Origin of the sequence: Glycomyces paridis, from assembly GCF_004912155.1 — a bacterium.
Lineage (GTDB): Bacteria > Actinomycetota > Actinomycetes > Mycobacteriales > Micromonosporaceae > Glycomyces > Glycomyces paridis.
On the sequence record NZ_STGX01000008.1, the window covers coordinates 36,088 to 56,575 of the forward strand.

The following is a 20,488-nucleotide window of genomic DNA, read 5'->3' on the forward strand; positions in this document are numbered from 1 at the left end:
CCGGTGGAGACCGCCGACCGCCCCGTGGCCGACGCCGTACTCGTCGCCGGCGCCCGCGTCGCCGGAGCGGCCTGCGCCGAGGTCCTCCTCGACCGCGGCGCCGCCGTCACCGTCTACGACCGCGCCGACTCCGAGCGCATGCGCGAACTCGCCGCCCGCGGCGCCGTCTGCGTCGTGGCCGACGAGTTCGACCCCGCGCTCCTCGAAGGCGTCGAGCAGGTCGTGCTCTCCCCGGGCTTCCCACCCCACCACCCGATCGCGGCCGCCGCCCGCGAGGCCGGCATCGAGACCTTCTCCGAACCCGAACTCGCCTGGCGCCTGCGCGAGCCCGGCGCCGCCCGTTGGCTCGCCGTCACCGGCACCAACGGCAAGACCACCACCACGACCATGCTCGCCGCCATCCTGGAGACCGCGGGCCTGCGCACCGCCGCCCTCGGCAACATCGGCGTCCCGCTCGTGCGCGCGGCCAACGGCCCCTTCGACGTCATCGCCGTCGAACTCTCCAGCTACCAGCTCCACTGGTCCTCGCGCCTCGCCCCGACCGCCGGGGCCGTCCTCAACCTCGCCCCCGACCACCTCGACTGGCACGGCGGCTTCGACGCCTACGCCGAGGCCAAGGCCGCCGTCTGGCGCGGCGGCGAGGCCGTCGTCAACCTCGACGACCCCGCCGTGGTCGCCCTCGCCAAGCACACCGACGCCGCGGTCACCGGCTTCACCCTCAACCAGCCCGACCCCGGCCAGTTCGGCGTGGCCCTCGGCTACCTGGTCGACCACACCGGCCCCGAACCCGTCCAGATCTGCTCGGTCGACGACATCCGGCCCCCCGGCTGGCACAACGTCGCCAACGCCCTCGCCGCCGCCGCCCTCGCCCGCCAGGTCGGCGTCGCCCACCGCGACATCGGCGACGCCCTGCGCAAGTACGTCCCCGAACCCCACCGCAACGTCACGCTCACCGAGCACGGCGGCGTCACCTGGGTCGACGACTCCAAGGCCACCAACCCGCACGCCGCCGCCGCCGCGCTCGCCGCCTACGACTCCATCGTGTGGATCGCCGGCGGCCAGCTCAAAGGCGTCGACGTCGACGGCCTGGCCGCCCAGTTCGCCCCGAAGATGCGCGGCGCCGTCCTCATCGGACAGGACCGGGCACTCCTCGCCGACGCGCTGGCGCGACACGCCCCGGACCTCCCCGTCGTCGTGCTCGACGGCCGCGACGATGCAGTGATGACCGACGTCGCCGCCCACGCGGCGGCCCTCGCCGAACCGGGGGACACCGTGCTCCTCTCCCCGGCCGGGGCCTCCTACGACATGTTCACCTCCTACGCGCACCGCGGCGACGCGTTCGCCGCCGCCGCGCGCGCCCTGATCGAGGGTGAGGCCGAGTGAGGAGCGGGTTCACCGAGCTGCTGCGCGGCCTCCTCGACCGGCCGCTCGCCTCCTACTACCTGCTGCTCTCCTCCTCGGCGCTGCTGCTCACCATCGGCCTCGTGATGGTCTTCTCGGCCACGATGGTCGAGTCCTACCGGGCCACCGGCGACCCGTTCTCGGTCATCCTCCAGCAGGTCATCTGGGCCGTGGTGGGCCTCGTCTGCTTCTGGGTCGCCCAGCGCCTGCCCGCGCGCACCTACCGGGCCCTGTCGCGCCCGCTCCTGGTCGTCGCGATCCTCCTGGGGCTCTTCCTGGTCGTCATGTCGATCGCCCAGGACGGCTCCGAGGACCCCTCCGGCGGCATCGCCACCGACAACCTGTGGATCCACATCGGATCGGTGCAGTTCCAGCCCGCCGAGATCGCGAAGTTCGCGCTGCTCCTGTGGGCCGCGGACTCGCTGGTGCGCCTGGGCCCGCGCATCGCCTCCTGGCGTGACCTGGCGATCCCCATGTTCCCGATCGCCGGGCTCCTCATGATCATCATCGGCTACGCCGACCTGGGAACGATGCTCATCATCGTCGCGATGTTCATCGGCCTGCTGTGGGCCTCGGGCGTGCCGCTGCGCATCCTCGGCGTCCTGTTCGGCACCGCGCTCGTCGGCTCGGCGCTCCTCATCTTCTTCGAGGGCTACCGGATGGAGCGCATCATCTCCTTCTCGCGCCCCGAGGACTTCGCCGACACCTGGGGCTACCAGGCCATCCAGGGCTACTACGCGATCGCCGACGGCGGCTGGTTCGGAGTCGGCCTCGGCGAGAGCCGCCAGAAGTGGGAGTGGCTGCCCAACGGCCACAACGACTTCATCTTCGCCCTCATCGCCGAGGAGCTCGGCGTCGTGGGCTGCCTGGTGATCCTCGCGCTGTTCGGCGTCCTGGTCTTCACCGGCTTCCGCATCGCCCGCCGCTCCGACGACCCGTTCCGGGCGCTCGTGGCCGCGGGCGTGACCATCTGGATCGCGGGCCAGGCCTTCATCAACATCGGCGGCGTCCTCGGGCTCATCCCCATGACCGGGGTGCCGCTGCCGTTCATCTCCGACGGCGGCACCGCCCTCGTGGTCGTGCTGGCGGCCATCGGGATGCTCGCGGGGTTCGCGCGTGCCGAACCCGACGCCGCCCAGGCGCTCCGGGCCCGCAACCCCTCCCGTCTCGTACGCTTGCTGTGGGCCCCCCTGCCGCCCGCCCCTCGCTCGGACTCCGAGTCCGAAACCGTCCCTTCGACCAGAAAGACATGACGTTGCCTCAGCTTCGATCGGTCGTCCTCGCGGGCGGCGGCACCGGCGGCCACATCTACCCGCTCCTGGCCTTCGCCGACTGCCTGCGCCGGCACGACCCCCACGTCCGCGTCACCTGCCTCGGCACCGAGAAGGGCCTGGAGAACGACCTCATCCCCAAGGCCGGGTACGACCTCCGCAACGTCCCGGCCCACCAGCTGCCCCGCAAGGTCAACCTCGACCTGCTGCTGACGGCCCCCCGGATGCTCAAGGCCATGAAGGCGACCCGCGAGATCATGGACGAGGTCCACGCCGACGTCGTGATCGGCTTCGGCGGCTACGTCGCCGTCCCCGCCTACCTCGCCGCCTGGCGCCGCAAGACCCCCATGGTCATCTTCGAGTTCAACGACCCGCCCGGGGTCGCCAACAAGCTCGCCCTCAAGTTCAGCGACAACCTCGCCCTCGGTTTCCCCCACCTCAAGCAGGCCTCGCCGGTCCTCGCCGACGGCACCTTCACCGGCGTCCCGCTGCGCCCCGAGATCGCCCGCCTCGACCGCGCCGCGATGCGCGCCCAGGCCTGCCAGTACTTCGGGCTCGACCCGCGCCGCCCCGTCCTGTTCGTCTACGGCGGCTCCCAGGGCGCGGCCTCGATCAACAACGCCGTCTCCGGCGCCGCCCAGGTCCTCACCCACCGCGGCGTCCAGGTCCTGCACATCACCGGCGCCCGCCGCGAAGAGCCCATCCACATCCCCGAGAACCTGCCCGTCGCCTACCGCACCCTCCCGTACCTCGACCGCATGGACCTCGGCTACGCCGCCGCCGACATGGTCCTCGCCCGCGGCGGCTCCATGACCGTCGCCGAGGTCAGCGCCCTCGGCGTGCCCACCGTGTTCGTCCCCATGCCCTGGGGCAACAAGGAGCAGTACCGCACCGCCGGGCCGCTCGTCGAAGGCGGCGGCGCCGTGTTCTGCGACGACGAGAACCTCAGCCCCGCATGGATCGAGGCCAACCTCGTGCCCCTCATCACCGACCCCGCCCGGATCGCGGCCATGTCGCAGGCCTCCGCGGCCTTCGGCTCGCGCACCGGCGACGAGGCGCTGCGCAACTACACCATCAAGGTCCTGGAGCAGGCATGAGCGACGACCCGAACGACCTGACGAGCCCGATCGACGAGGGCGTCACCGCCGAGGACCTCGGACGCGTCCTGTTCATAGGGGTCGGCGGCGTCGGCATGAACGGCCTCACCCGCCTCTACGCCACGCGCGGCCTGCCCGTCTCCGGCTCCGAGCTCAAGGACTGGCCGAGCCTGCCCGAGCTGGAGCGCCTCGGCGTGACCCTCCACCGCGAGCACACGCCCGCGAACCTCGACGGCGTCGACACGGTCGTCCGCTCCACCGCCCACAACGACGAGCACATCGAGGTGGTCGAGGCCCGCACCCGCGGCATCCGCGTCTACCACCGCTCCGAGGCCCTCGCCGCCGCCATGACCGGCCGCCGCTCCATCGTGGTCACCGGCACCCACGGCAAGACCACCACCACCGCGATCATCACGCAGATGCTGGAGCACGCCGGCCTCGAACCGTCCTATGTGAACGGCGGCGAGAACATCGGCGCGTTCACCGGCGCGCACGGCTCCGGCGAGTTCTTCGTGGCCGAGGCCGACGAGTCCGACCGCTCGTTCCTGCGCTACCGCCCCGAGATCGGCATCGTCACCAACATCGACCTCGACCACCTCAACACCTACGGCGACATGGCCTCCCTCACCGAGGCCTTCGAGCGGTTCTGCCGCAACACCGACAAGGACGGCCTCCTCGTCCTGTGCGCCGACAACGAGGGCACCGCCGCCCTCGCGTCGAAGCTCCGCGCCGAGGGTCGCACCGTCGCCACCTACGGGTTCAGCGACGGGGCCGACATCCAGCTCGGCGACGTCGAGACCGGCCGGGACGGCGTGGACTACACCGTCCTGCACCACAACCAGGTCCTCGGCCGCTTCCACCTGCCGATGCCCGGCCGCCACATCGCCCTGAACTCGGCCGCGGCGATCGCCGTGGGCCTGCACGCGGGACTCGAACCCGAGGACATCGCCGCCGGGATCGCGGCCTTCGGCGGCGTCAAGCGCAGGTTCGAGAAGCGCGGCGAGATCGACGGCTACTCGGTCTTCGACGAGTACGCCTACCACCCGACCGCCATGACCGAGGCCGTGAAGACCCTCAAGGAGGTCGCCGCCCCCGGCGACCTCGTCGTGGTCTTCCAGCCCTACCGCGTCTACCGCACCATCGAGATGCGCGAGGAGATCGCCGAGGCGCTCGCCCTCGCCGACAAGGTCGTCGTCATGGAGATCTTCGGCCCCGGCGAGGACGTGCCCGAAGGCGAAGGGGGCCAGGCCCTCGCCGACGCCATCGCGCTCCCCGAGGCCGACAAGGTCTTCGTGCCCGAATGGAAGGACGTCCCCGCCGCGGTGAAGGCCCTGGCGGGCGAAGGCGACGTCGTCGTGACGATGGGCGCCCCGCCGGTCTCGCTCATGCCCGACGACCTCCTCCGCTGACGGCGAGGGGCGGCGCCGCCGCGCCGCCCCCAACACACCCAACGTTCACCTGTTCTTCATGCGGCGCAACGGGATCGGAGAACACCGGACTGCCGCCCCCGGACGGTACGATGTGCGGTGCCGACCCGCACCGACCCCCGCCAGGTGATCGCCGCATGCCGAACCCCAGGAGACCGATCGCGGAAGCGAAGCGGCAGCGCCGCACCGCGTTCAGCCTGACCCACTACAACCTCACGGCCTTCCCCGAAGGCGTCAGGAACCTCAAGGACGTCGTCGACCTCGACCTCTCCGTCAACGGGCTCACCCGCGTCCCGGAGTGGATCGGCGAACTCACCCAGCTCACCCGGTTGAACCTCTACGGCAACCGGATCGAGGCCCTGCCCGAGTCCATCGGGAACCTCGTCAACCTCGTCGAGCTCAACCTCGGCGACAACCAGCTGACCTCCGTCCCCGCCTCCATCGGGCGCCTCACCGCGCTCACCCGCGTCGACCTCGACCGCAACCGCATCTCCGCGCTCCCCGGCTCGATCGGCCGCCTCTCCCGGCTGGTGCGGCTCGAGCTGTTCGCCACCCGCCTCACCGACCCCCCCGCCTCCACCGCGCGCCTGCACGCCCTCCCCCGGCTCGACCTCGGCCGCAACCCGCTCGGCGCCCTCCCCGCGCCGGTCACCGAACTGACGGGCCTGACCCGCCTCGACATGTCCAACACCGGGCTCACCGAGCTGCCCGACTCGATCGGCCGCCTCGCCAACCTCGTCCACCTCGGACTCGACTCGAACCGGCTCAGCTCGCTGCCGCTCTCCATCGCCGCGCTCACGAAGCTCAACCGGCTCAACCTCAACCGCAACCGCTTCACCGAGCTGCCCGAGCACATCGGCGCCCTCACCGAGCTGATCCGCCTCGACGCCGAGAACAACAAGCTCCGCGCCCTGCCCCGGTCCATCACCGAACTGGAGCACCTCGGCGGGCTCTACATCGACGGCAACCTCCTGCCCCCCGAGTACTGGGCCGCCGCGGAGACCGGCCTGGTCGAACTGGGCCAGCTCTTCGCGGGCATCGACGTCGAGAGCGCCCCCCTCCGCGAGGCCAAGCTCGTGCTCGTGGGCGAAGGCGAGGTCGGCAAGAGCTCGCTCCTGGCCGCCATGCGCGGCGAGTCCTTCGACCCCGGCCGCGGCTCCACCCACGGCATCGAGGTCAAGACCCTGGAGACCCCCGCCCCCGACGGCGACCCGGCCCAGGCGATCACCCTCAACGCCTGGGACTTCGGCGGGCAGAAGGCCTACCGCCCCACCCACCAGCTGTTCTTCACCGCCCCCGCCTTGTACGCCGTCGTCTGGAAGGCCCGCCAGGGCCCCATGCAGGGGTTCGTGGACTACTGGATCGACCTGGTCCGCCGCCGCACCAGCGACGAGAACGTCACGATCCACATCGTCGCCACGCACGCGGACGCCGACGGCCAGCACCCCCGCATCGACCAGGCCGCGATCGCCGAGCGCCACGGCGACCTCATCGGCGGCTTCCACTTCGTCGACTCCCGCACCGGCACCGGCATCGCGGAGCTGAAGGCCGCCCTGTGGGCCTCCGCGGCCGCGATCCCCCAGATCAACCGCGAGGTCCCCGCCGCCTGGCGCGACCTGCGCCGCTCCCTCGCCCGCAGCGGCGAGTCCTACCTGGAGTACCCCGAGTACCTGCGCCGCGCCGAGTCCTTCGGCGTCGACGCCGAGGCGGCCCGCGCCCTCGCCAAGGTCGCCACCCAGCTCGGGCACTGGATCCACTACCCCGAGATCGACGGCCTGGAGAACCTCGTGGTCCTCAAGGGCGACTGGCTCAGCACCGCGATCAGCCTCGTCCTCGACGACCCGGTCACCGCCGGCCGCCACGGCCTCGTCGAGCACCGCCACCTCCGCGAGCTGTGGGACGACCCCGGCAGGCCCGCGCACATGCGCCACGACCCGAGGTTCCACCCGGCCCTGCTGCGGCTCATGGAGAAGTACGACATCTCCTACCGCATCTCGGGCCGCGAGGGCGAACCCGGCCGCAGCCTCGTCGCGCAGCTCGTGGACGAGACCCCGCCGCCGCTCGCGGCGGTCTGGGACGGGTTCGGCCCCCACCTGCGCCAGGACGAGCAGCTCTGCGAGTTCCTCGACACCCGCGGCGCCAAGGCTCTCCCCGAAGGCCTCGTGCACCGGCTCATCGTGCGCTGGCACCGCCGCTCCCTCGGCCGCGAGCGGTACGAGGAGAGCGTCCACTGGCACAACGGGTTCGTCATCCAGCCCGACCCGTACTCGCGCGCTATGGTCCGCGTCGAGGAGCAGCGGCTGCGCATCTCGGTGAAGGCCCCGTACCCGGGCCAGTTCCTCGAAGTGTTCGTCAGCGACCTCGACGAGTACGTCGGCGAGCTGTGGCCGGGCTTCCGGCTGAAGCGGCTCGTGCCCTGCGGCGGCGAGTGCCTCGACCCCGACCGCTCCCGGACGGGCCTGTTCGGACTGGAGCGCCTGCTCACCCGCCGCAGCCTGGGGCGCCGGACCGCCGAGTGCCGCCGCTGCTGGGCCGACGTGCCGATCGACGACCTCATCCACCGTCAACTGGAGAACGAGGAGCGAGCGGTTGAGACCAGCACGGTCGAAACCAGCACGGTCGCGTCCCGCGCCGGGGGCGACCCCGAGCTCTCGCGGGCCGCCGACCTGTCCGCGGCCGAGCAGTGGGCCGCCACCCAGCGCGAGATCCGGAAGCTCATCGCGCTCGTCTCCGACGAGGCCGCCCGCGGGCCCCGCTTCTACACCGTGGAGCTGCGGGACCGCCGGGCCTGGCACGAGCGGCTCACGCACGTGGGGGTCCGCGTGGTGCTGTGGTGCGAGCACTCCCGCCTGCCGCTGTACGTCCTCGACGGCGACCCCTCCAGCGGCGTCTACGAGATCGACGTGCCGCGCGACTGGCTGGTCCGCTCCGCGCCCTGGATCAAGCGATCCCTCAAGGCCCTCGGCTCGATCCTCGTCCCCGGCGCCGGCTTGGACGCGATCCTGCCCGGGATCGACCCCTCGGCGCTGGAACTCCACCTGGCGCTCGCCGAGGAGTCCCTGGAGACGATCACCGAACTCGCCGGTGAAGCCCTCGACGGTGCGGGGGAGCAGCCCTGGATGGCCTCGGACGGGCGCTCGGGCGCGGAGCTGCGGCGCCTCCACGCGTTCCTGGCGCAGGCCGACCCCGGTTTCGGCGGGCTCGAACGCGTCCGGGACCTCGACAAGTACCTGTGGGTCCACCGCTCGTTCCGCAGCGAGTACGAACCGGGCCCCCCGCGGTTCGAGTGACGCGGCCCTCCGGGAGTCACCGGGCGGCAACGGTCCGGTCCCGATCGGGGCGCGGACGCTGGCGCCGCGCCCTCCCTTGGTGTCCACTGGAGGGATGCGCGCACTCCTCATCGCGGCGGCGACCGCTCTGGCGGCCTTCGGCCTCTCGGCGTGCAGCCTGCCGCCGGTCGGCGCCGTGGCCGTCGGCGTGGACGACGCGGGCGGGCCGGTCCTGGTGATGGCCTCCTGCGAGGGCCCCGCCGAGCACATCGAGGTCTCCTCGGCGCCGGAGACCGGGACGGCCTCGCCGACGGTCCAGGACTGGCGCGAGGACCTGGAGCTGTCGAACCCCGAGCCGCGCGACGACGATCCGGCCGCGGTCTCGCTCACCGACCCCGGCGGCCGCTGGGAGGCCGTGATCGCGGGCGCCGAGTTCACCGAGGGCCGCGTCTACGAGGCCAGGGCCTGGCCCACCACCGAAGGGACCCTCGGCTCGATCGACTTCACCACGGCCGAAATCGCCGACCTCGGCGAGGGCGAGGTCCTCTACTACGACGAGGCCGTGAAACGACGAGGGCCCGTCGCCGACTTCGTCGACGCGGGCCTCGCACACTGCTGACCCTCTAGTCCCAGGCCTTCCCGTTGCGCCAGTAGCCCATGAACGCCCCGGCCTCCTTCGGCAGGCCCAGCTCCTTGCGGATGGTGAAGCGCAGGGACTTGACCACGGCGGTCTCGGCGGCGATCCACACGTAGGCGTCGGACGGGCCGGCCTCCTCGGGCGCCTCCCAGACCATCTCGTCCTCGACCTCCTCGAACTGGTCGTCGCGAGCGAAGTCCATGCCCCTGGCCGCCTCGGTGACGGCCGGGACGAGCCGCTCGCCCCAGGCCTCGCCGTCGCGGGGGAGCCACACGACCTCGACGTCCTCGGGCGCGTCGAGTTCGAGGACGTCGGCGGCCTCGGGGACTTCGATGAAGACCTTGCCGCGCGCGGTGATCGGGAGGTCTTCGAGGATCGCGGCGATCGCGGGGGCGGCGGTCTCGTCCCCGGCGATGAGGAGTTCGGCGCCCTCGGGGGCGTGGAAGTCGACGCCGCCGTGCGGGCCGTCCCAGCGGGCGTCCGGGCCCAGCAGCAGCGCCTCGTCGCCGGCCTTCGCGTCGCGGAGCCAGCGCAGGGCCGGGCCGCAGTCGGCCGGGTCGTGGGCGTCGTGGACGACCATGTCGACGTCGACCTCGGCGAGGTCCGCGCGCACGGCGCGCACGGTGTAGGTGCGCACGCCGCACTGCTCGTCCTCGGGGAGCGCGCGCAGTTCGGAGTACCAGCGGTCGCCGCCGGTCATCTTGTCGAAGCCGCAGGCGGCGGCCGGGAGGATGAGTTTGAAGCGCTGGTCGAGGCCGTTGTCGGCGAAGTGGGCGAGGGTCTCGCCGGTGAAGGTCACGCGGACGAACGAAGGGCTGAGCCGCCGCAGCGCCGCCACGGTGACGGGGAACTGCTCCCACGCCCGGACGGCGGGCCGCGTGTGCTCGGTCGGTTCCTCGGTCTGGGTCGCCACACTCGCTCCTTCGCATAGATAAGGTATGCCTAACCTTATCTGAGGGTCCGGGCGTGCCGCCACCGCAGGCGGGCGCCCGCGTGCCATCATCGACCCATGCGCGGCGCTGAGAACCCGTCCGAACCCGGGCCCTGGCGGCTCGTCCACGTGGTGCGCCGCCTGCGGCCCCCGCGCGGTTCCAAGGCCGCGCGGCGGCTCCGCTGGACCGTCACGGGCGTGCTGGCTCTGCTGTTGGCGGCCTTCGTGATCGTGTGGACCACCCCGTGGTTCCAGGTGCGGCGCATCGAGGTCTCGGGCACGTCGGTGCTCGATCCCGCCGAGGTGGAGGCGATCGGCGCCGCCGAACTGGGGGACCCGGTGCTCGGCGCCGACCTCGGCGCGATCGCCGAGGCGGTCGCGGCCCTCGCCCCGGTCAAGTCGGTGGACGTCACCCGTTCGTGGCCCGACGCGGTGAGCGTCGCGGTCACCGAGCGCGAGCCCTACCTCGCCGTTCCCTCCGGGGACGAGACTTTTCTCATGGTCGACGACGAGGGTGTGGTGTTCGACGAGCGCGAGGAGGCCCCCGGATCGATGTGGAGGGTCGAACTCGCCGATCCGGGACCGGACGACCTCGCCACGATCGAGACCCTCGCGGTCCTCCGCTCGCTCCCCGCCGCCATCGCCGACGAGGTGGAACACGTCGAATCCCCCTCACCGGCGGGAATCACCCTTTTTCTCGAAGATGGACGGACGCTCCGATGGGGCGACGGCTCCGAAGGAGAGCAGAAAGCCGAGGTGGCCGATCGATTGTTGGCGGGCGGGTACGAACATGTCGATGTCAGCGCACCAGATGCACCCACTGTGAGTTAGCGTTAAGGGGGAGCGGGTGTCACACACATCCCGTTTGTCGCACCCGAGGGCCGGTAAGGGAAGGAAGGCAGCAGCGATGACACCACCGCACAACTACCTCGCCGTCATCAAAGTCGTTGGAGTCGGAGGCGGCGGGGTCAATGCTGTCAACCGGATGATCGAGGCGGGACTCAAGGGCGTCGAGTTCATCGCCATCAACACCGACGCCCAGGCGCTGCTGATGAGCGACGCCGACGTGAAGCTCGACGTGGGCCGCGAGCTGACCCGGGGACTCGGCGCCGGCGCCAATCCCGAAGTGGGGGCGAAGGCCTGCGAGGACCACCGCGACGAGATCGAAGAGGTCCTCAAGGGCGCCGACATGGTCTTCGTGACCTGCGGCGAGGGCGGCGGCACCGGCACCGGCGGCGCGCCCGTCATCGCCAACATCGCCCGCAAGCTCGGCGCGCTCACGATCGGCGTGGTCACCCGGCCGTTCGCCTTCGAGGGCAAGCGCCGCCAGACCCAGGCCGTGTCGGGAATAGACGATCTGCGCAATGAGTGCGACACGCTGATCGTCATCCCCAACGACCGGCTCCTCCACCTCGGCGACCGCTCCATCTCCATGATGGACGCCTTCCGCCTCGCCGACCAGGTACTGCTCTCCGGTGTCCAGGGCATCACCGACCTGATCACGACGCCGGGCCTCATCAACCTCGACTTCGCGGACGTCAAGAGCGTCATGTCCGGCGCGGGCTCGGCCCTCATGGGCATCGGCTCGGCGCGCGGCGAGAACCGCGCGGTCGAGGCCGCGCGGGCCGCGATCGAGTCGCCGCTGCTGGAGCAGAGCATGGAGGGCGCGCGCGGCGTGCTCCTTTCCATCGCGGGCGGTTCGGATCTGGGCCTGTTCGAGATCAACGACGCGGCCGAGCTGGTCTCCGACTGCGCGCACACCGACGCGAACATCATCTTCGGCGCCGTCATCGACGACGCGCTCGGCGAGGAGGCGCGGGTGACCGTGATCGCCGCCGGGTTCGACGTGGACGAGGCGGAGTTCGAACTGGCGCAGCCGACCCGGATCTCCGCGCTGCCCGAGCAGAAGCCCGAGCCGATCCGCAAGCCCGAGCCCGAGCCCGAGCGCGAGTCCAGCGGCAAGGTCCTGTTCGACGACGTGGACGTCCCCGCGTTCCTCAAGGACGGCTTCTAGCGGAGCGGACCGTCGAGTCGACCAGTGCGACTCGGCGGACCGCCCCCGCCCCGCCCCGCAGCCCCTCCACCCATCGCCCCGCGACCGCCGAGGACCCAGTCTTGACCACGCCAGCGCGCCGAATCCAGTTGCAGGACAACCTGAACCGGACGCGCGAAGCCATCGGCGCCGCGTGCGCCGCCGCCGGACGCCCCTCCTCGGACGTGCGACTCGTCGTGGTCACCAAGACCTTCCCTGCTTCCGACGCGGCCGCGCTGGTGGACCTCGGCCAGACCGACCTGGGGGAGAACCGCGACCAGGACGCCGCCCCGAAGGCCGCCGAACTCGCCGCCCTCGGCCTGAAGCCGGTGTGGCACTTCGTGGGCCGCCTCCAGCGCAACAAGGCCCGATCGGTGGCGTCCTATGCCGACTGGATCCACTCGGTCGACCGCGTCGAACTCGTCGACGCCCTCGACCGGGCGCTGTCGAATGAAGCGCTGTCGAATCAGGCATCGCCGGGCGACGCGCCCGGCCTCCCGCGGACGGTGAATGCACTCGTTCAGGTGAGCCTCGACGGGGACGTCTCGCGCGGGGGCGTCGCCGTCTCGGGGCTCGCGCCGCTGGCCGAGCGGATCGCGGCGGCGCCGTCGCTGCGCCTCGCCGGCGTCATGGCCGTGGCGCCCCTCGGCTGGGACCCGTCCGAAGCCTTTGCCCTGCTTGCGGAGTGTTCGGCGGCGGTGCGCCGGATCGATCCGGGCGCCGGGGAGGTCTCGGCGGGGATGAGCGGCGACTTCGCCGCCGCGATCGCCGCGGGGGCCACAATGGTCAGACTGGGCAGAAACGTCCTCGGCGAACGTGAGGCGATGGCGTAAGGTGTGTGGCAGCAATGGTTTCGCGGTCGCACCGGGCGGCCGGTTAGTCGGGCAAAAACACATCCGTGTAAGGAGTCGGCGCTAGGATGAGACCGCGTACCTGACTCAACAGGGGCGGCCCGAGGAGGGAGCACGATCGATGGGCGCGATGCGGAAGGCAGGCATCTGGCTCGGCCTCATCGAGGACGAGGACGATCGCGGCTACAGCAACGGTTACGAGGAGAGCGACGAGTTCGCCGAGGAGCAGGCTCCGGCGCCGACGCGCGTCCGGGGGGCGCAGCGCACGACCGGCAGAGTCGGCCGCGGCGTCGAGGACCGCAACCCCGTCCGCCAGCTCAACCGCGGCTCCGGTTCGGTGACGCCGCTGACCCGGGACAACCTGGCCCTGGCCGAGCCCGCGCCCGTGCGGGCGGTGCCGGTCGAGGAGGAGTCCCACGCGAACTACCGGATCACCACCCTGCACCCGACCACCTACAACGAGGCGCGCACCATCGGTGAGCGCTACCGCGACGGGACGCCGGTCATCATGAACCTCTCGGAGATGGAGGAGGCCGACGCCAAGCGCCTGGTCGACTTCGCCGCCGGTCTCATCTTCGGGACGCGCGGCTCCTTCGAGCGGGTGACGAACCGTGTGTTCCTGCTCTCGCCGCCACATGTCCAGGTGACCGCCGAGGACAAGGCGAAGATCGCCGAGGGCGGTTTCTTCAACCAGTCCTGACCGAGGGATACACTCCGAACGTGAACCTGGCACTGCAGCTGATCTATCTGGCGCTCTTCGCCTTCTACCTGTTCCTGCTTGCGCGGCTCGTCTGCGGGATCGTGCTCCAGTTCTCCCGCCGCTGGGAGCCGGGGCCGAAGGCGGCGACGGTCCTGGAGTCCGTCTACAGCGTGACCGACCCTCCCCTGAAGGGGTTGAGGAAGGTGATACCCCCTCTCAGGCTTGGTAGTGTATCGATTGATCTGGCGTTCCTGGCGCTGCTCTTGTCCGTGTGGATCCTGATGGACTTCGTCATCGGGCGCTTCCTTCAATAGCAGCTCCGGGCGGGGGTGCGAGACGCGGTTATCGTGTCGAGTGGCCCTGTGCGCCAGGCGAACAGCTGAGAAGGAGTTTCGAATGCCGCTGACCCCAGCAGACGTTCACAACGTCACGTTCAAGAAACCCATGCTCGGAAAGCGCGGATACGACGAGGACGAGGTCGACGGTTTCCTCGATGAGGTCGAGCGGGAGCTCGCTCGCCTCAGCGACGAGAACGGCGAGCTTCGTGCTCAGCTCGACAGCCTCCGCGCCGGTGCTCCCCCCGGGGCAGCCGACCACGCCGAGATGGCCGCAGTACTCGACCGGGTACAGCGGGAGAAGCACGCCATGGAGCAGCAGCTCCAGGAGCTCGACGGCGAGCTGCACGAGATGCACCAGCAGATGGTCGCCTCGCAGCAGCAGGCGCAGCAGCTCCAGCAGGAGATGGCGCAGCGCGGCCCGCAGCAGGAGGCCCCGGCCCCCGCCGCCGGCGGCGGCGAGCAGGAGGCCCTGCGCCTCCTCATGGTCGCCCAGCGCACCGCGGACGAGCACCTGGAGGACTCCCGCCGGGAGGCCGACACCCTGCTCACCGAGGCGCAGCGCGAGGCCCAGACGATGGTCTCCGAGGCCCAGCGCGAGTCGCAGACGATGGTGTCGCAGGCGCAGCGCGAGTCCAAGACCATGGTCACCGAGGCGCAGCGCGAGGCCGAGACGATGGTCACCGAGGCCCGCACGCAGGCCGAGGACCTCGTGGGCCAGGCCCGCGACAAGGCCGAGCGCATGGAGCTGGAGACCGAGCAGGAGCGCCAGAAGGTCATCGGCCAGTTGGAGGACTCCCGCACGTCGCTGCTGCACAACATCGAAGAGCTCAAGACCTTCGAGCGCGAGTACCGCACGCGCCTGAAGCTCTACCTCGAGAGCCAGCTCCGCGACCTCAACGGCCAGCAGGGCCGCGGGGACGAGGAGGCCTTCGAGGAGACCCAGCAGCAGCAGGCCGCGAACGAGCGCACCGGCGCCCGGTCGGCCTTCGTGATGCAGGGCGGACGCGGCTGACCCCACCCGCTCCTCCCGGTGCCTCCCACCGGGTCGGGTCCGTCTCCCGGACATTGGTGCGCCCTCGGGCCATAACCTGAACGGGGATCGCCTCGTTAGACATGGAAGAGCGGGTGAGGGCGTCGCACGCCCTCCTCGGCCGAGCCGCCTCGCGGCTCGCAACACCGCCGAGGACACTGCGGGCCGCACGTCGGCCGAGCGCCCTCACCGCCGCATCTTGCGTCAACACCATGCGTCAACGGAGCAGCGGCCCCCGCCGGGGCCGCGCAGGACCGCGCGAGGGCCCCGCGCCTCGCGCAGGGGAGGACTCGACGTGATCGTCAGCAGCCTGCTGATCCTCGTCACCGCGGCGGTCTTGCTGGTCACAGGCATGATCTCCGGGAACAACCAGTTGCTGGTCTCGTCCATCGCGGCGAGCCTCGCGGCCGGCGTGGCCCTGTATGTGGGCCTCTACAACCGGGGCGCCAGGCGCCCCCGCGTCGCCTCGGGGAAGGACGCGGGCCGCCGCACCGCCCCCGCGGGCGACGACACCCAGCAGTTCCGGCGGATCGGGATGGACGACACCCCGACCACCGAGATGCCGCTCCTCGAAGGCAAGACCTTCGAGTCCACCGACTACGCGGTCGACCGCGACCCCGAACTGCGGTTCGAGGACGTGCCGCCGCGCCAGGCCCGCGCGGGCCGCGGGGAGGTCCCCGCGAGCCACCGCGCGCCCGAGTCGACGGCCGACGAGCCGGTCGAGCAGCGCATGTCCAGCGTCGAGTCCGCGGCGCTCATGCGCCTGGACACCGAGGTCGCGGTGGTCGACGGGCGGCCCCGCTTCCACCACACGACCTGCATGCACCTGCACGGGCGCGAGCACGAGGCCCTGCCGGTCGCCGAGGCGCTGGAGCTGGGGTTCACCCCGTGCGCGTTGTGCGAGCCGGTCTCGCGTCTGCTGCTCGCGCCGGTGGCGGGACGCTGAACGCTGACGCACAGTCCGGACACAAGTTCTCGAAGTAATTGACCTACTTGCAGGTCTTGCGTATCCTGTGTGATTAATTGCGCGGCAGGTACCCGCCTCGGCGGGGCCTGGCGCGCAATTGTCCTCGTTCCGGCGGGGGTGACCCGAGCACACGACTTACTGGAGCCGCGATGCCGAACGCCCGAAGCGGGCCGCCGCAGCGGTCCCGGCGTGCTCTGACGCCACCGGAACCCGAGCCGACATACCCCTCCAGAGGCGCGTCATGACTCCAGCCAAGAAGACCCAGAAGCAGGCCGCGAAGAAGACGGCCGCCCCGGTCAAGAAGGCGGCGGTGAAGAAGGCCGCCGCCAAGAAGCCCGCGGCCAAGGCCGCGCCCGCCAAGAAGGCCGCGGCGAAGAAGACCGCCGCGAAGCAGGCGGTGGTCGCGGCGCCCGCTCCGGCGGCGCCCGAGCAGGAGGCCCACCAGCTGCGCACCGAGAGCGAGCAGGCCGAGCTGCGCGCCGCGCTCCAGGAGCGCCTCGACGAACTCGTGGCCGAGCAGCGCCGCTACTCCGACTCGATCGCCCTCGCCCAGCGCGAACGGCTCAGCGACACCGCCGGGGACGACCAGATCGACTCCGGCTCCAAGACCGTCGAGCACGAGCACGAGGTCGCCGTGGCGGGCGCCATCTCCGAGCGCATCCGGCAGGTCGGCCACGCCCTCGAACGGCTCGACGAGGGCGAGTACGGCTTCTGTGAGAAGTGCGGTAAACCCATCCCGGCGGCGAGGCTCGCCGCCTTCCCGTCGGCTACCCTCTGCGTCAGTTGCAAACAGCTGGAGGAGCGACGCTGAGCGAGGACACGCAGCCCGAGACCGCCGAGGACGGCGGACCGGGGACCGACGAGACCCCCCCACCACCCCGGCGCCGCCCGGGCCTGATGCTGACGTGCCTGCTCATCGCCGCCGGCGCGATCGGCCTGGACCAGTGGACGAAGAACCTCGCCGAGGCGAACCTCGACCCCGCCGAGCCCGTGCGCATCCTCGGCGGGCTCGTCTACCTGAGCCTGACCTGGAACTCCGGGGCGGCCTTCAGCATCGGCACCGGCAAGACCTGGATCTTCACCATCGTCGCCTCGTGCGTGGTGCTGTTCCTCATCTGGCTCTCCACCCGCATCCGCTACCCGATGTGGGCCCTCGCGCTCGGCCTCGTGCTCGGCGGCGCGGCCGGGAACCTCCTCGACCGGCTGCTGCGCTCGCCCTCCGACATCGGCGACCTCACCAACGGCTCGTTCGGCCAGGGCCACGTCGTCGACTTCATCTCCGTGTTCAAGCCCCACGCCCAGGCGTTCCCGATCTTCAACATCGCCGACTCGGCGCTGTGCTGCGGCGTGGTGCTCATCGTGCTGCTGGAGCTGACCGGGCACGGCTTCTCGCCCGAGTCCAGGCGCCCGCGCGAGGACGCGAAGGCCGACGCATGAGCGACCTCGACGCGCGCCAGACCCGCTCGATGCCGGTCCCCGAGGGCTTCGAGGGCCAGCGGGTCGACCAGGTCGTCTCGCGGCTGCTGGGCCTGTCGCGGACCGTCGCGGCCGACCTCGTCGCCGCCGGGGACGTCACGGTCGACGGCGAGCCGTGCGCGACCAAGTCCGAGCGCCTCAGCGCCGGCTCCTGGCTCGAAGTGCTGCTCCCGCCGCCGCCCGAGGACGTCCGGAACCGGACCGCCGAACCCGTCGAAGGCCTCGACGTGGTCTACGACGACGACGACATCGTCGTGGTCATGAAGCCCGTGGGCGTGGCCGCGCACCCGAGCCCCGGCTGGACCGGCCCCACCGTCACCGGCGGCCTCGCCGCCGCCGGGTACCGCCTCTCCACGCACGGCCCCGACGAGCGCCAGGGCATCGTCCACCGCCTCGACGTGGGCACCTCCGGCCTCATGGTCGTCGCCAAGAGCGAAATCGCGTACTCGGAGCTCAAGCGCGCCTTCAAGGAGCGCCGCGTCGCCAAGCGCTACCGGGCCGTCGCCCAGGGGCACCCCGACCCGCTGTCGGGCACCGTGGACGCGCCGATCGGGCGCCACCCGCGCCACGACTACAAGTGGGCGGTCGTCGCCGACGGCAAGCCGAGCGTCACCCACTACGACACGATCGAGGTCTTCCCCGGCGCCTCGCTCATGGACCTCGGCCTGGAGACCGGCCGGACCCACCAGATCCGCGTGCACTTCTCGGCCCTCGGCCACCCGCTCGCGGGCGACCTCACCTACGGTGCGGACCCGACGCTGGCCCAGCGCCTGGGCCTGACCCGCCAGTGGCTGCACGCCTACCGGCTGGAGTTCGCGCACCCGTCCACCGGCCGCGCGGTCACCTTCACGAGTGAATACCCCGAGGACCTCGAGACGGCGCTGGCGCGGTTGCGAGCCGATCAGTAGGAAGCCTCTAGACTGGGGTGGGGTCGAACTGATTCACGGCTTCGCCGGTGTTCGCGCGGCGCGTCTCAACGGGGAGGCGGACGTATCGGACGTCTCGTCCCAAGGGCCTCTCGGCCCGCGATTCGCAACGGGCCTTGAGGATTCGTTGTGTTCTAATAGTCGCGGGTGGTAATGGTGTCCGGTCGGGGTGACGCGGTCCGAAAGGCCGAGGCGAGCGGTGCGCGCCGTGGATCGATCCGCCCGAGAGGAGGTTGCGCGTGAACACGCCGGAAGCTTGGAACAACGACCGGTCCGACGGGTCCAGGTGGCAGAAGCTGCTGGGACGCGGTCGCGGTCGAGCCGGGGGCCCGCACCACGCGCCCTCGCCCCCGCCGCCCGAGGCCTACCGCCCGTCCCCGCCGGTCGGGCCGCCGCCCGGCCAGGCCCACTACTCGGTGCCGACCGCGGGCCGTCGCCCGCCCGTCGCCACCCAGACCCCGCCGAGCGCCGCCCAGATGCGGCCCCCGCAGCAGGGCCTGCCGCCGCAGCCGCGCCAGGCGCCGCCCCCGCCGCCTCCGCAGCAGCAGGTCGAGCCGAGCCCGGTCGCCTTGCAGCGCCTGCGCCGCGACCTGGGCCGCAGCCGCGTCATCGCCTTCATCAACCCCAAGGGCGGCGTGCACAAGACCACCGCCACCGTCCTCTCCGCCGCCGCCATGGGCACCGCGCGGGGCGGCGGCGTCATCGCCTGGGACGACAACGAGCTGCGCGGCACGCTCGGCCTGCGGGCCGGGTCGGCGCGCCACGGGCGCACCATCCGCCACCTCGTGGAGCACCTCGACCAGGTCGAGGCCGCGGGCGTGCACCTGCCCGAGCACCTCGACGAGTTCCTGCGCCACGCCTCCGACGGCTCCTTCGACGTGCTCGCCGGCGACGAGGACCCCAAGCTCCAGCGCCGCCTCGACCCCACGACCGTGCTGCGGGTCCTCGACATCCTCACCCGCACCCACGGGATCGTGTGCATCGACACCGGCAACAACGTCGAGTCCCCGAACTGGCGCACCGTGGTCTCCTCGGTCGACCGGCTCGTGGTCACCACGGTGCCGCGCGAGGACGCCGCGTTCTCCGCGGACTGGATGCTCGACCACCTCGAAGAGGGCGGTTACGGCGACCTCGTCAAGAACGCGGTCACGCTCCTGTCGATGCCCACGCCCACCCCCGGGCCGCTCCTGCACGACCTCCAGCGCCACTTCTCGCAGCGCCCCCGCGCCTGCGCGGTCGTACCGTACGACCCGTCGCTGGAGCCGGGCGCGAAGATCGAGTTCTCGGCGCTGCGCCCGCAGACCCGCGCGGCCTGGTTCGACGCCGCCGCGACCATCGTCGACGGCCTCTGACGCAAGGGGTCCGGGCCCGCATCCCCAGCGGGGCGCGGGCACCGCTGTGGCAGGATTCCAGGCGTGACCAACGACGACGAGCGCACCGTGGACCTCCGCCCGGACGACCGCCCGGACCCGGACGGGGCACCGACCCCCGACCCGCACGTCTACGGCGGCCCGCGGGCCCGGTCCGAGCGGACCATCGGCCGCGACCTGCTCGCGGCCGGGATGCTCGCGGTCGTCCTCGCCGCCCTCGGCCTCCCGTACGCGATGCTCTGGCAGATCGTCACCCCGCGCGTCGAGTTCGTCGTACTCGACGGCGGCTGGGCCTCGGTCGAGGCCTACCCCGACGGCTACGTGCGCGGCGACCTCGTCTTCGCCGGGATCGGCCTGGTCCTGGGCATCCTCGCCGCCGCCCTCGCGTGGTCGGCGCTGCGCGCGCGGCGCGGCCCGATCCTGCTGCTGGGCCTGGTGATCGGCGCCGTCGCCTGCCAGTTCGTGGCCTGGAAGATCGGCGCCCACGAATGGGACCGCTTCTGGGAGGCCATGCGGCTCGCCCCGGTCGGCTCCCACATGTGGCGCCCGCCGTCGGTCCTGTTCGTCGAACTCGACCCGGCCGCCGCGTGGGCCGCGCTGAGGGTCGGCGACGTCACAGCGGCCCTCGCGTCGCTGCGCCTGGGGGCGCTCGCGGTGGCGGCCCTCGCCGCCACCTTCACTTACACCATCTGCGCCGGCTGGTCACGGCGGCCGAGTCTTCGAACGGACGCTCCCGAATAGCGGTATGGCTTTTGACCTGGAAAG

At 71.8% G+C, this 20,488-nt stretch carries 19 protein-coding genes; 18 read left to right on the forward strand and 1 reads right to left on the reverse strand.

Going from position 1 to position 20,488, the window contains the following annotated elements; translation table 11 throughout:
• Window positions 1–3: 3 nt before the first annotated feature.
• From murD to E9998_RS11935, 6 genes are all read left to right on the forward strand, one after another.
• Window positions 4–1,383 (forward strand): UDP-N-acetylmuramoyl-L-alanine--D-glutamate ligase, encoded by a 1,380-nt coding sequence (murD, locus tag E9998_RS11910; protein ID WP_240037587.1) that lies wholly within the window; start codon window positions 4–6, stop codon window positions 1,381–1,383.
• Window positions 1,380–2,654, forward strand: coding sequence for a putative lipid II flippase FtsW (ftsW, locus tag E9998_RS11915; RefSeq protein WP_136529926.1), 1,275 nt, complete (start codon window positions 1,380–1,382; stop codon window positions 2,652–2,654). The genes murD and ftsW overlap by 4 nt, the downstream gene beginning before the upstream one ends.
• 2 nt (window positions 2,655–2,656) lie before the next feature.
• A complete protein-coding gene (locus E9998_RS11920; protein ID WP_136530106.1) occupies window positions 2,657–3,769 on the forward strand; it encodes a UDP-N-acetylglucosamine--N-acetylmuramyl-(pentapeptide) pyrophosphoryl-undecaprenol N-acetylglucosamine transferase in 1,113 nt (370 codons plus the stop codon).
• Window positions 3,766–5,178, forward strand: coding sequence for a UDP-N-acetylmuramate--L-alanine ligase (gene murC, locus E9998_RS11925; RefSeq protein WP_136529927.1), 1,413 nt, complete (start codon window positions 3,766–3,768; stop codon window positions 5,176–5,178). Before E9998_RS11920 ends, murC begins: the two co-directional genes overlap by 4 nt.
• A gap of 155 nt (window positions 5,179–5,333) precedes the next feature.
• Window positions 5,334–8,486, forward strand: a complete 3,153-nt coding sequence (locus tag E9998_RS11930; protein ID WP_158299785.1) for a COR domain-containing protein — start codon at window positions 5,334–5,336, stop codon at window positions 8,484–8,486.
• A gap of 94 nt (window positions 8,487–8,580) precedes the next feature.
• The gene (locus E9998_RS11935) at window positions 8,581–9,084 is read left to right on the forward strand and encodes a hypothetical protein (protein ID WP_136529929.1); all 504 of its coding nucleotides are present in this window, start codon (window positions 8,581–8,583) and stop codon (window positions 9,082–9,084) included.
• Window positions 9,085–9,088: 4 nt separating this feature from the next.
• On the opposite strand, the gene E9998_RS11940 is transcribed toward E9998_RS11935, so the two are convergent.
• Complete coding sequence (locus E9998_RS11940; protein ID WP_240037589.1) at window positions 9,089–10,015, reverse strand: siderophore-interacting protein; 927 nt, start codon at window positions 10,013–10,015, stop codon at window positions 9,089–9,091.
• Window positions 10,016–10,111: 96 nt separating this feature from the next.
• Here E9998_RS11940 and E9998_RS11945 point away from each other — a divergent pair, with 96 nt between their 5' ends.
• The 12 genes from E9998_RS11945 (at window position 10,112) to E9998_RS12000 (ending at window position 20,464) form a co-directional block, all read left to right on the forward strand.
• Window positions 10,112–10,864: a cell division protein FtsQ/DivIB gene (locus E9998_RS11945; protein WP_136529930.1), complete on the forward strand. Its 753-nt coding sequence runs from the start codon at window positions 10,112–10,114 to the stop codon at window positions 10,862–10,864.
• Between the two features lie 76 nt (window positions 10,865–10,940).
• A complete protein-coding gene (gene ftsZ, locus E9998_RS11950; protein ID WP_136529931.1) occupies window positions 10,941–12,047 on the forward strand; it encodes a cell division protein FtsZ in 1,107 nt (368 codons plus the stop codon).
• 101 nt (window positions 12,048–12,148) lie between these two features.
• Window positions 12,149–12,898 carry a YggS family pyridoxal phosphate-dependent enzyme gene (locus tag E9998_RS11955; RefSeq protein ID WP_136529932.1) on the forward strand — a complete coding sequence of 250 codons (750 nt, stop codon included), beginning with the start codon at window positions 12,149–12,151 and terminating at the stop codon, window positions 12,896–12,898.
• Between the two features lie 139 nt (window positions 12,899–13,037).
• Window positions 13,038–13,616, forward strand: coding sequence for a cell division protein SepF (locus E9998_RS11960; protein WP_136529933.1), 579 nt, complete (start codon window positions 13,038–13,040; stop codon window positions 13,614–13,616).
• Between the two features lie 20 nt (window positions 13,617–13,636).
• A complete protein-coding gene (locus E9998_RS11965; RefSeq protein WP_136529934.1) occupies window positions 13,637–13,930 on the forward strand; it encodes a YggT family protein in 294 nt (97 codons plus the stop codon).
• Between the two features lie 82 nt (window positions 13,931–14,012).
• A complete protein-coding gene (locus E9998_RS11970; protein ID WP_136529935.1) occupies window positions 14,013–14,966 on the forward strand; it encodes a DivIVA domain-containing protein in 954 nt (317 codons plus the stop codon).
• 313 nt (window positions 14,967–15,279) lie between these two features.
• A complete protein-coding gene (locus E9998_RS11975; RefSeq protein WP_204745405.1) occupies window positions 15,280–15,930 on the forward strand; it encodes a hypothetical protein in 651 nt (216 codons plus the stop codon).
• A gap of 331 nt (window positions 15,931–16,261) precedes the next feature.
• Complete coding sequence (locus E9998_RS11980) at window positions 16,262–16,762, forward strand: TraR/DksA family transcriptional regulator (protein WP_420842432.1); 501 nt, start codon at window positions 16,262–16,264, stop codon at window positions 16,760–16,762.
• Window positions 16,735–17,388, forward strand: coding sequence for a signal peptidase II (gene lspA, locus E9998_RS11985; RefSeq protein ID WP_204745406.1), 654 nt, complete (start codon window positions 16,735–16,737; stop codon window positions 17,386–17,388). Before E9998_RS11980 ends, lspA begins: the two co-directional genes overlap by 28 nt.
• Complete coding sequence (locus E9998_RS11990; protein WP_136529937.1) at window positions 17,385–18,335, forward strand: RluA family pseudouridine synthase; 951 nt, start codon at window positions 17,385–17,387, stop codon at window positions 18,333–18,335. Before lspA ends, E9998_RS11990 begins: the two co-directional genes overlap by 4 nt.
• A gap of 257 nt (window positions 18,336–18,592) precedes the next feature.
• On the forward strand, window positions 18,593–19,705 hold the full coding sequence (locus E9998_RS11995; RefSeq protein WP_204745407.1) for a MinD/ParA family ATP-binding protein: 1,113 nt from the start codon (window positions 18,593–18,595) through the stop codon (window positions 19,703–19,705).
• A gap of 63 nt (window positions 19,706–19,768) precedes the next feature.
• A complete protein-coding gene (locus E9998_RS12000) occupies window positions 19,769–20,464 on the forward strand; it encodes a DUF2567 domain-containing protein (protein ID WP_136529938.1) in 696 nt (231 codons plus the stop codon).
• Window positions 20,465–20,488: the final 24 nt, after the last annotated feature.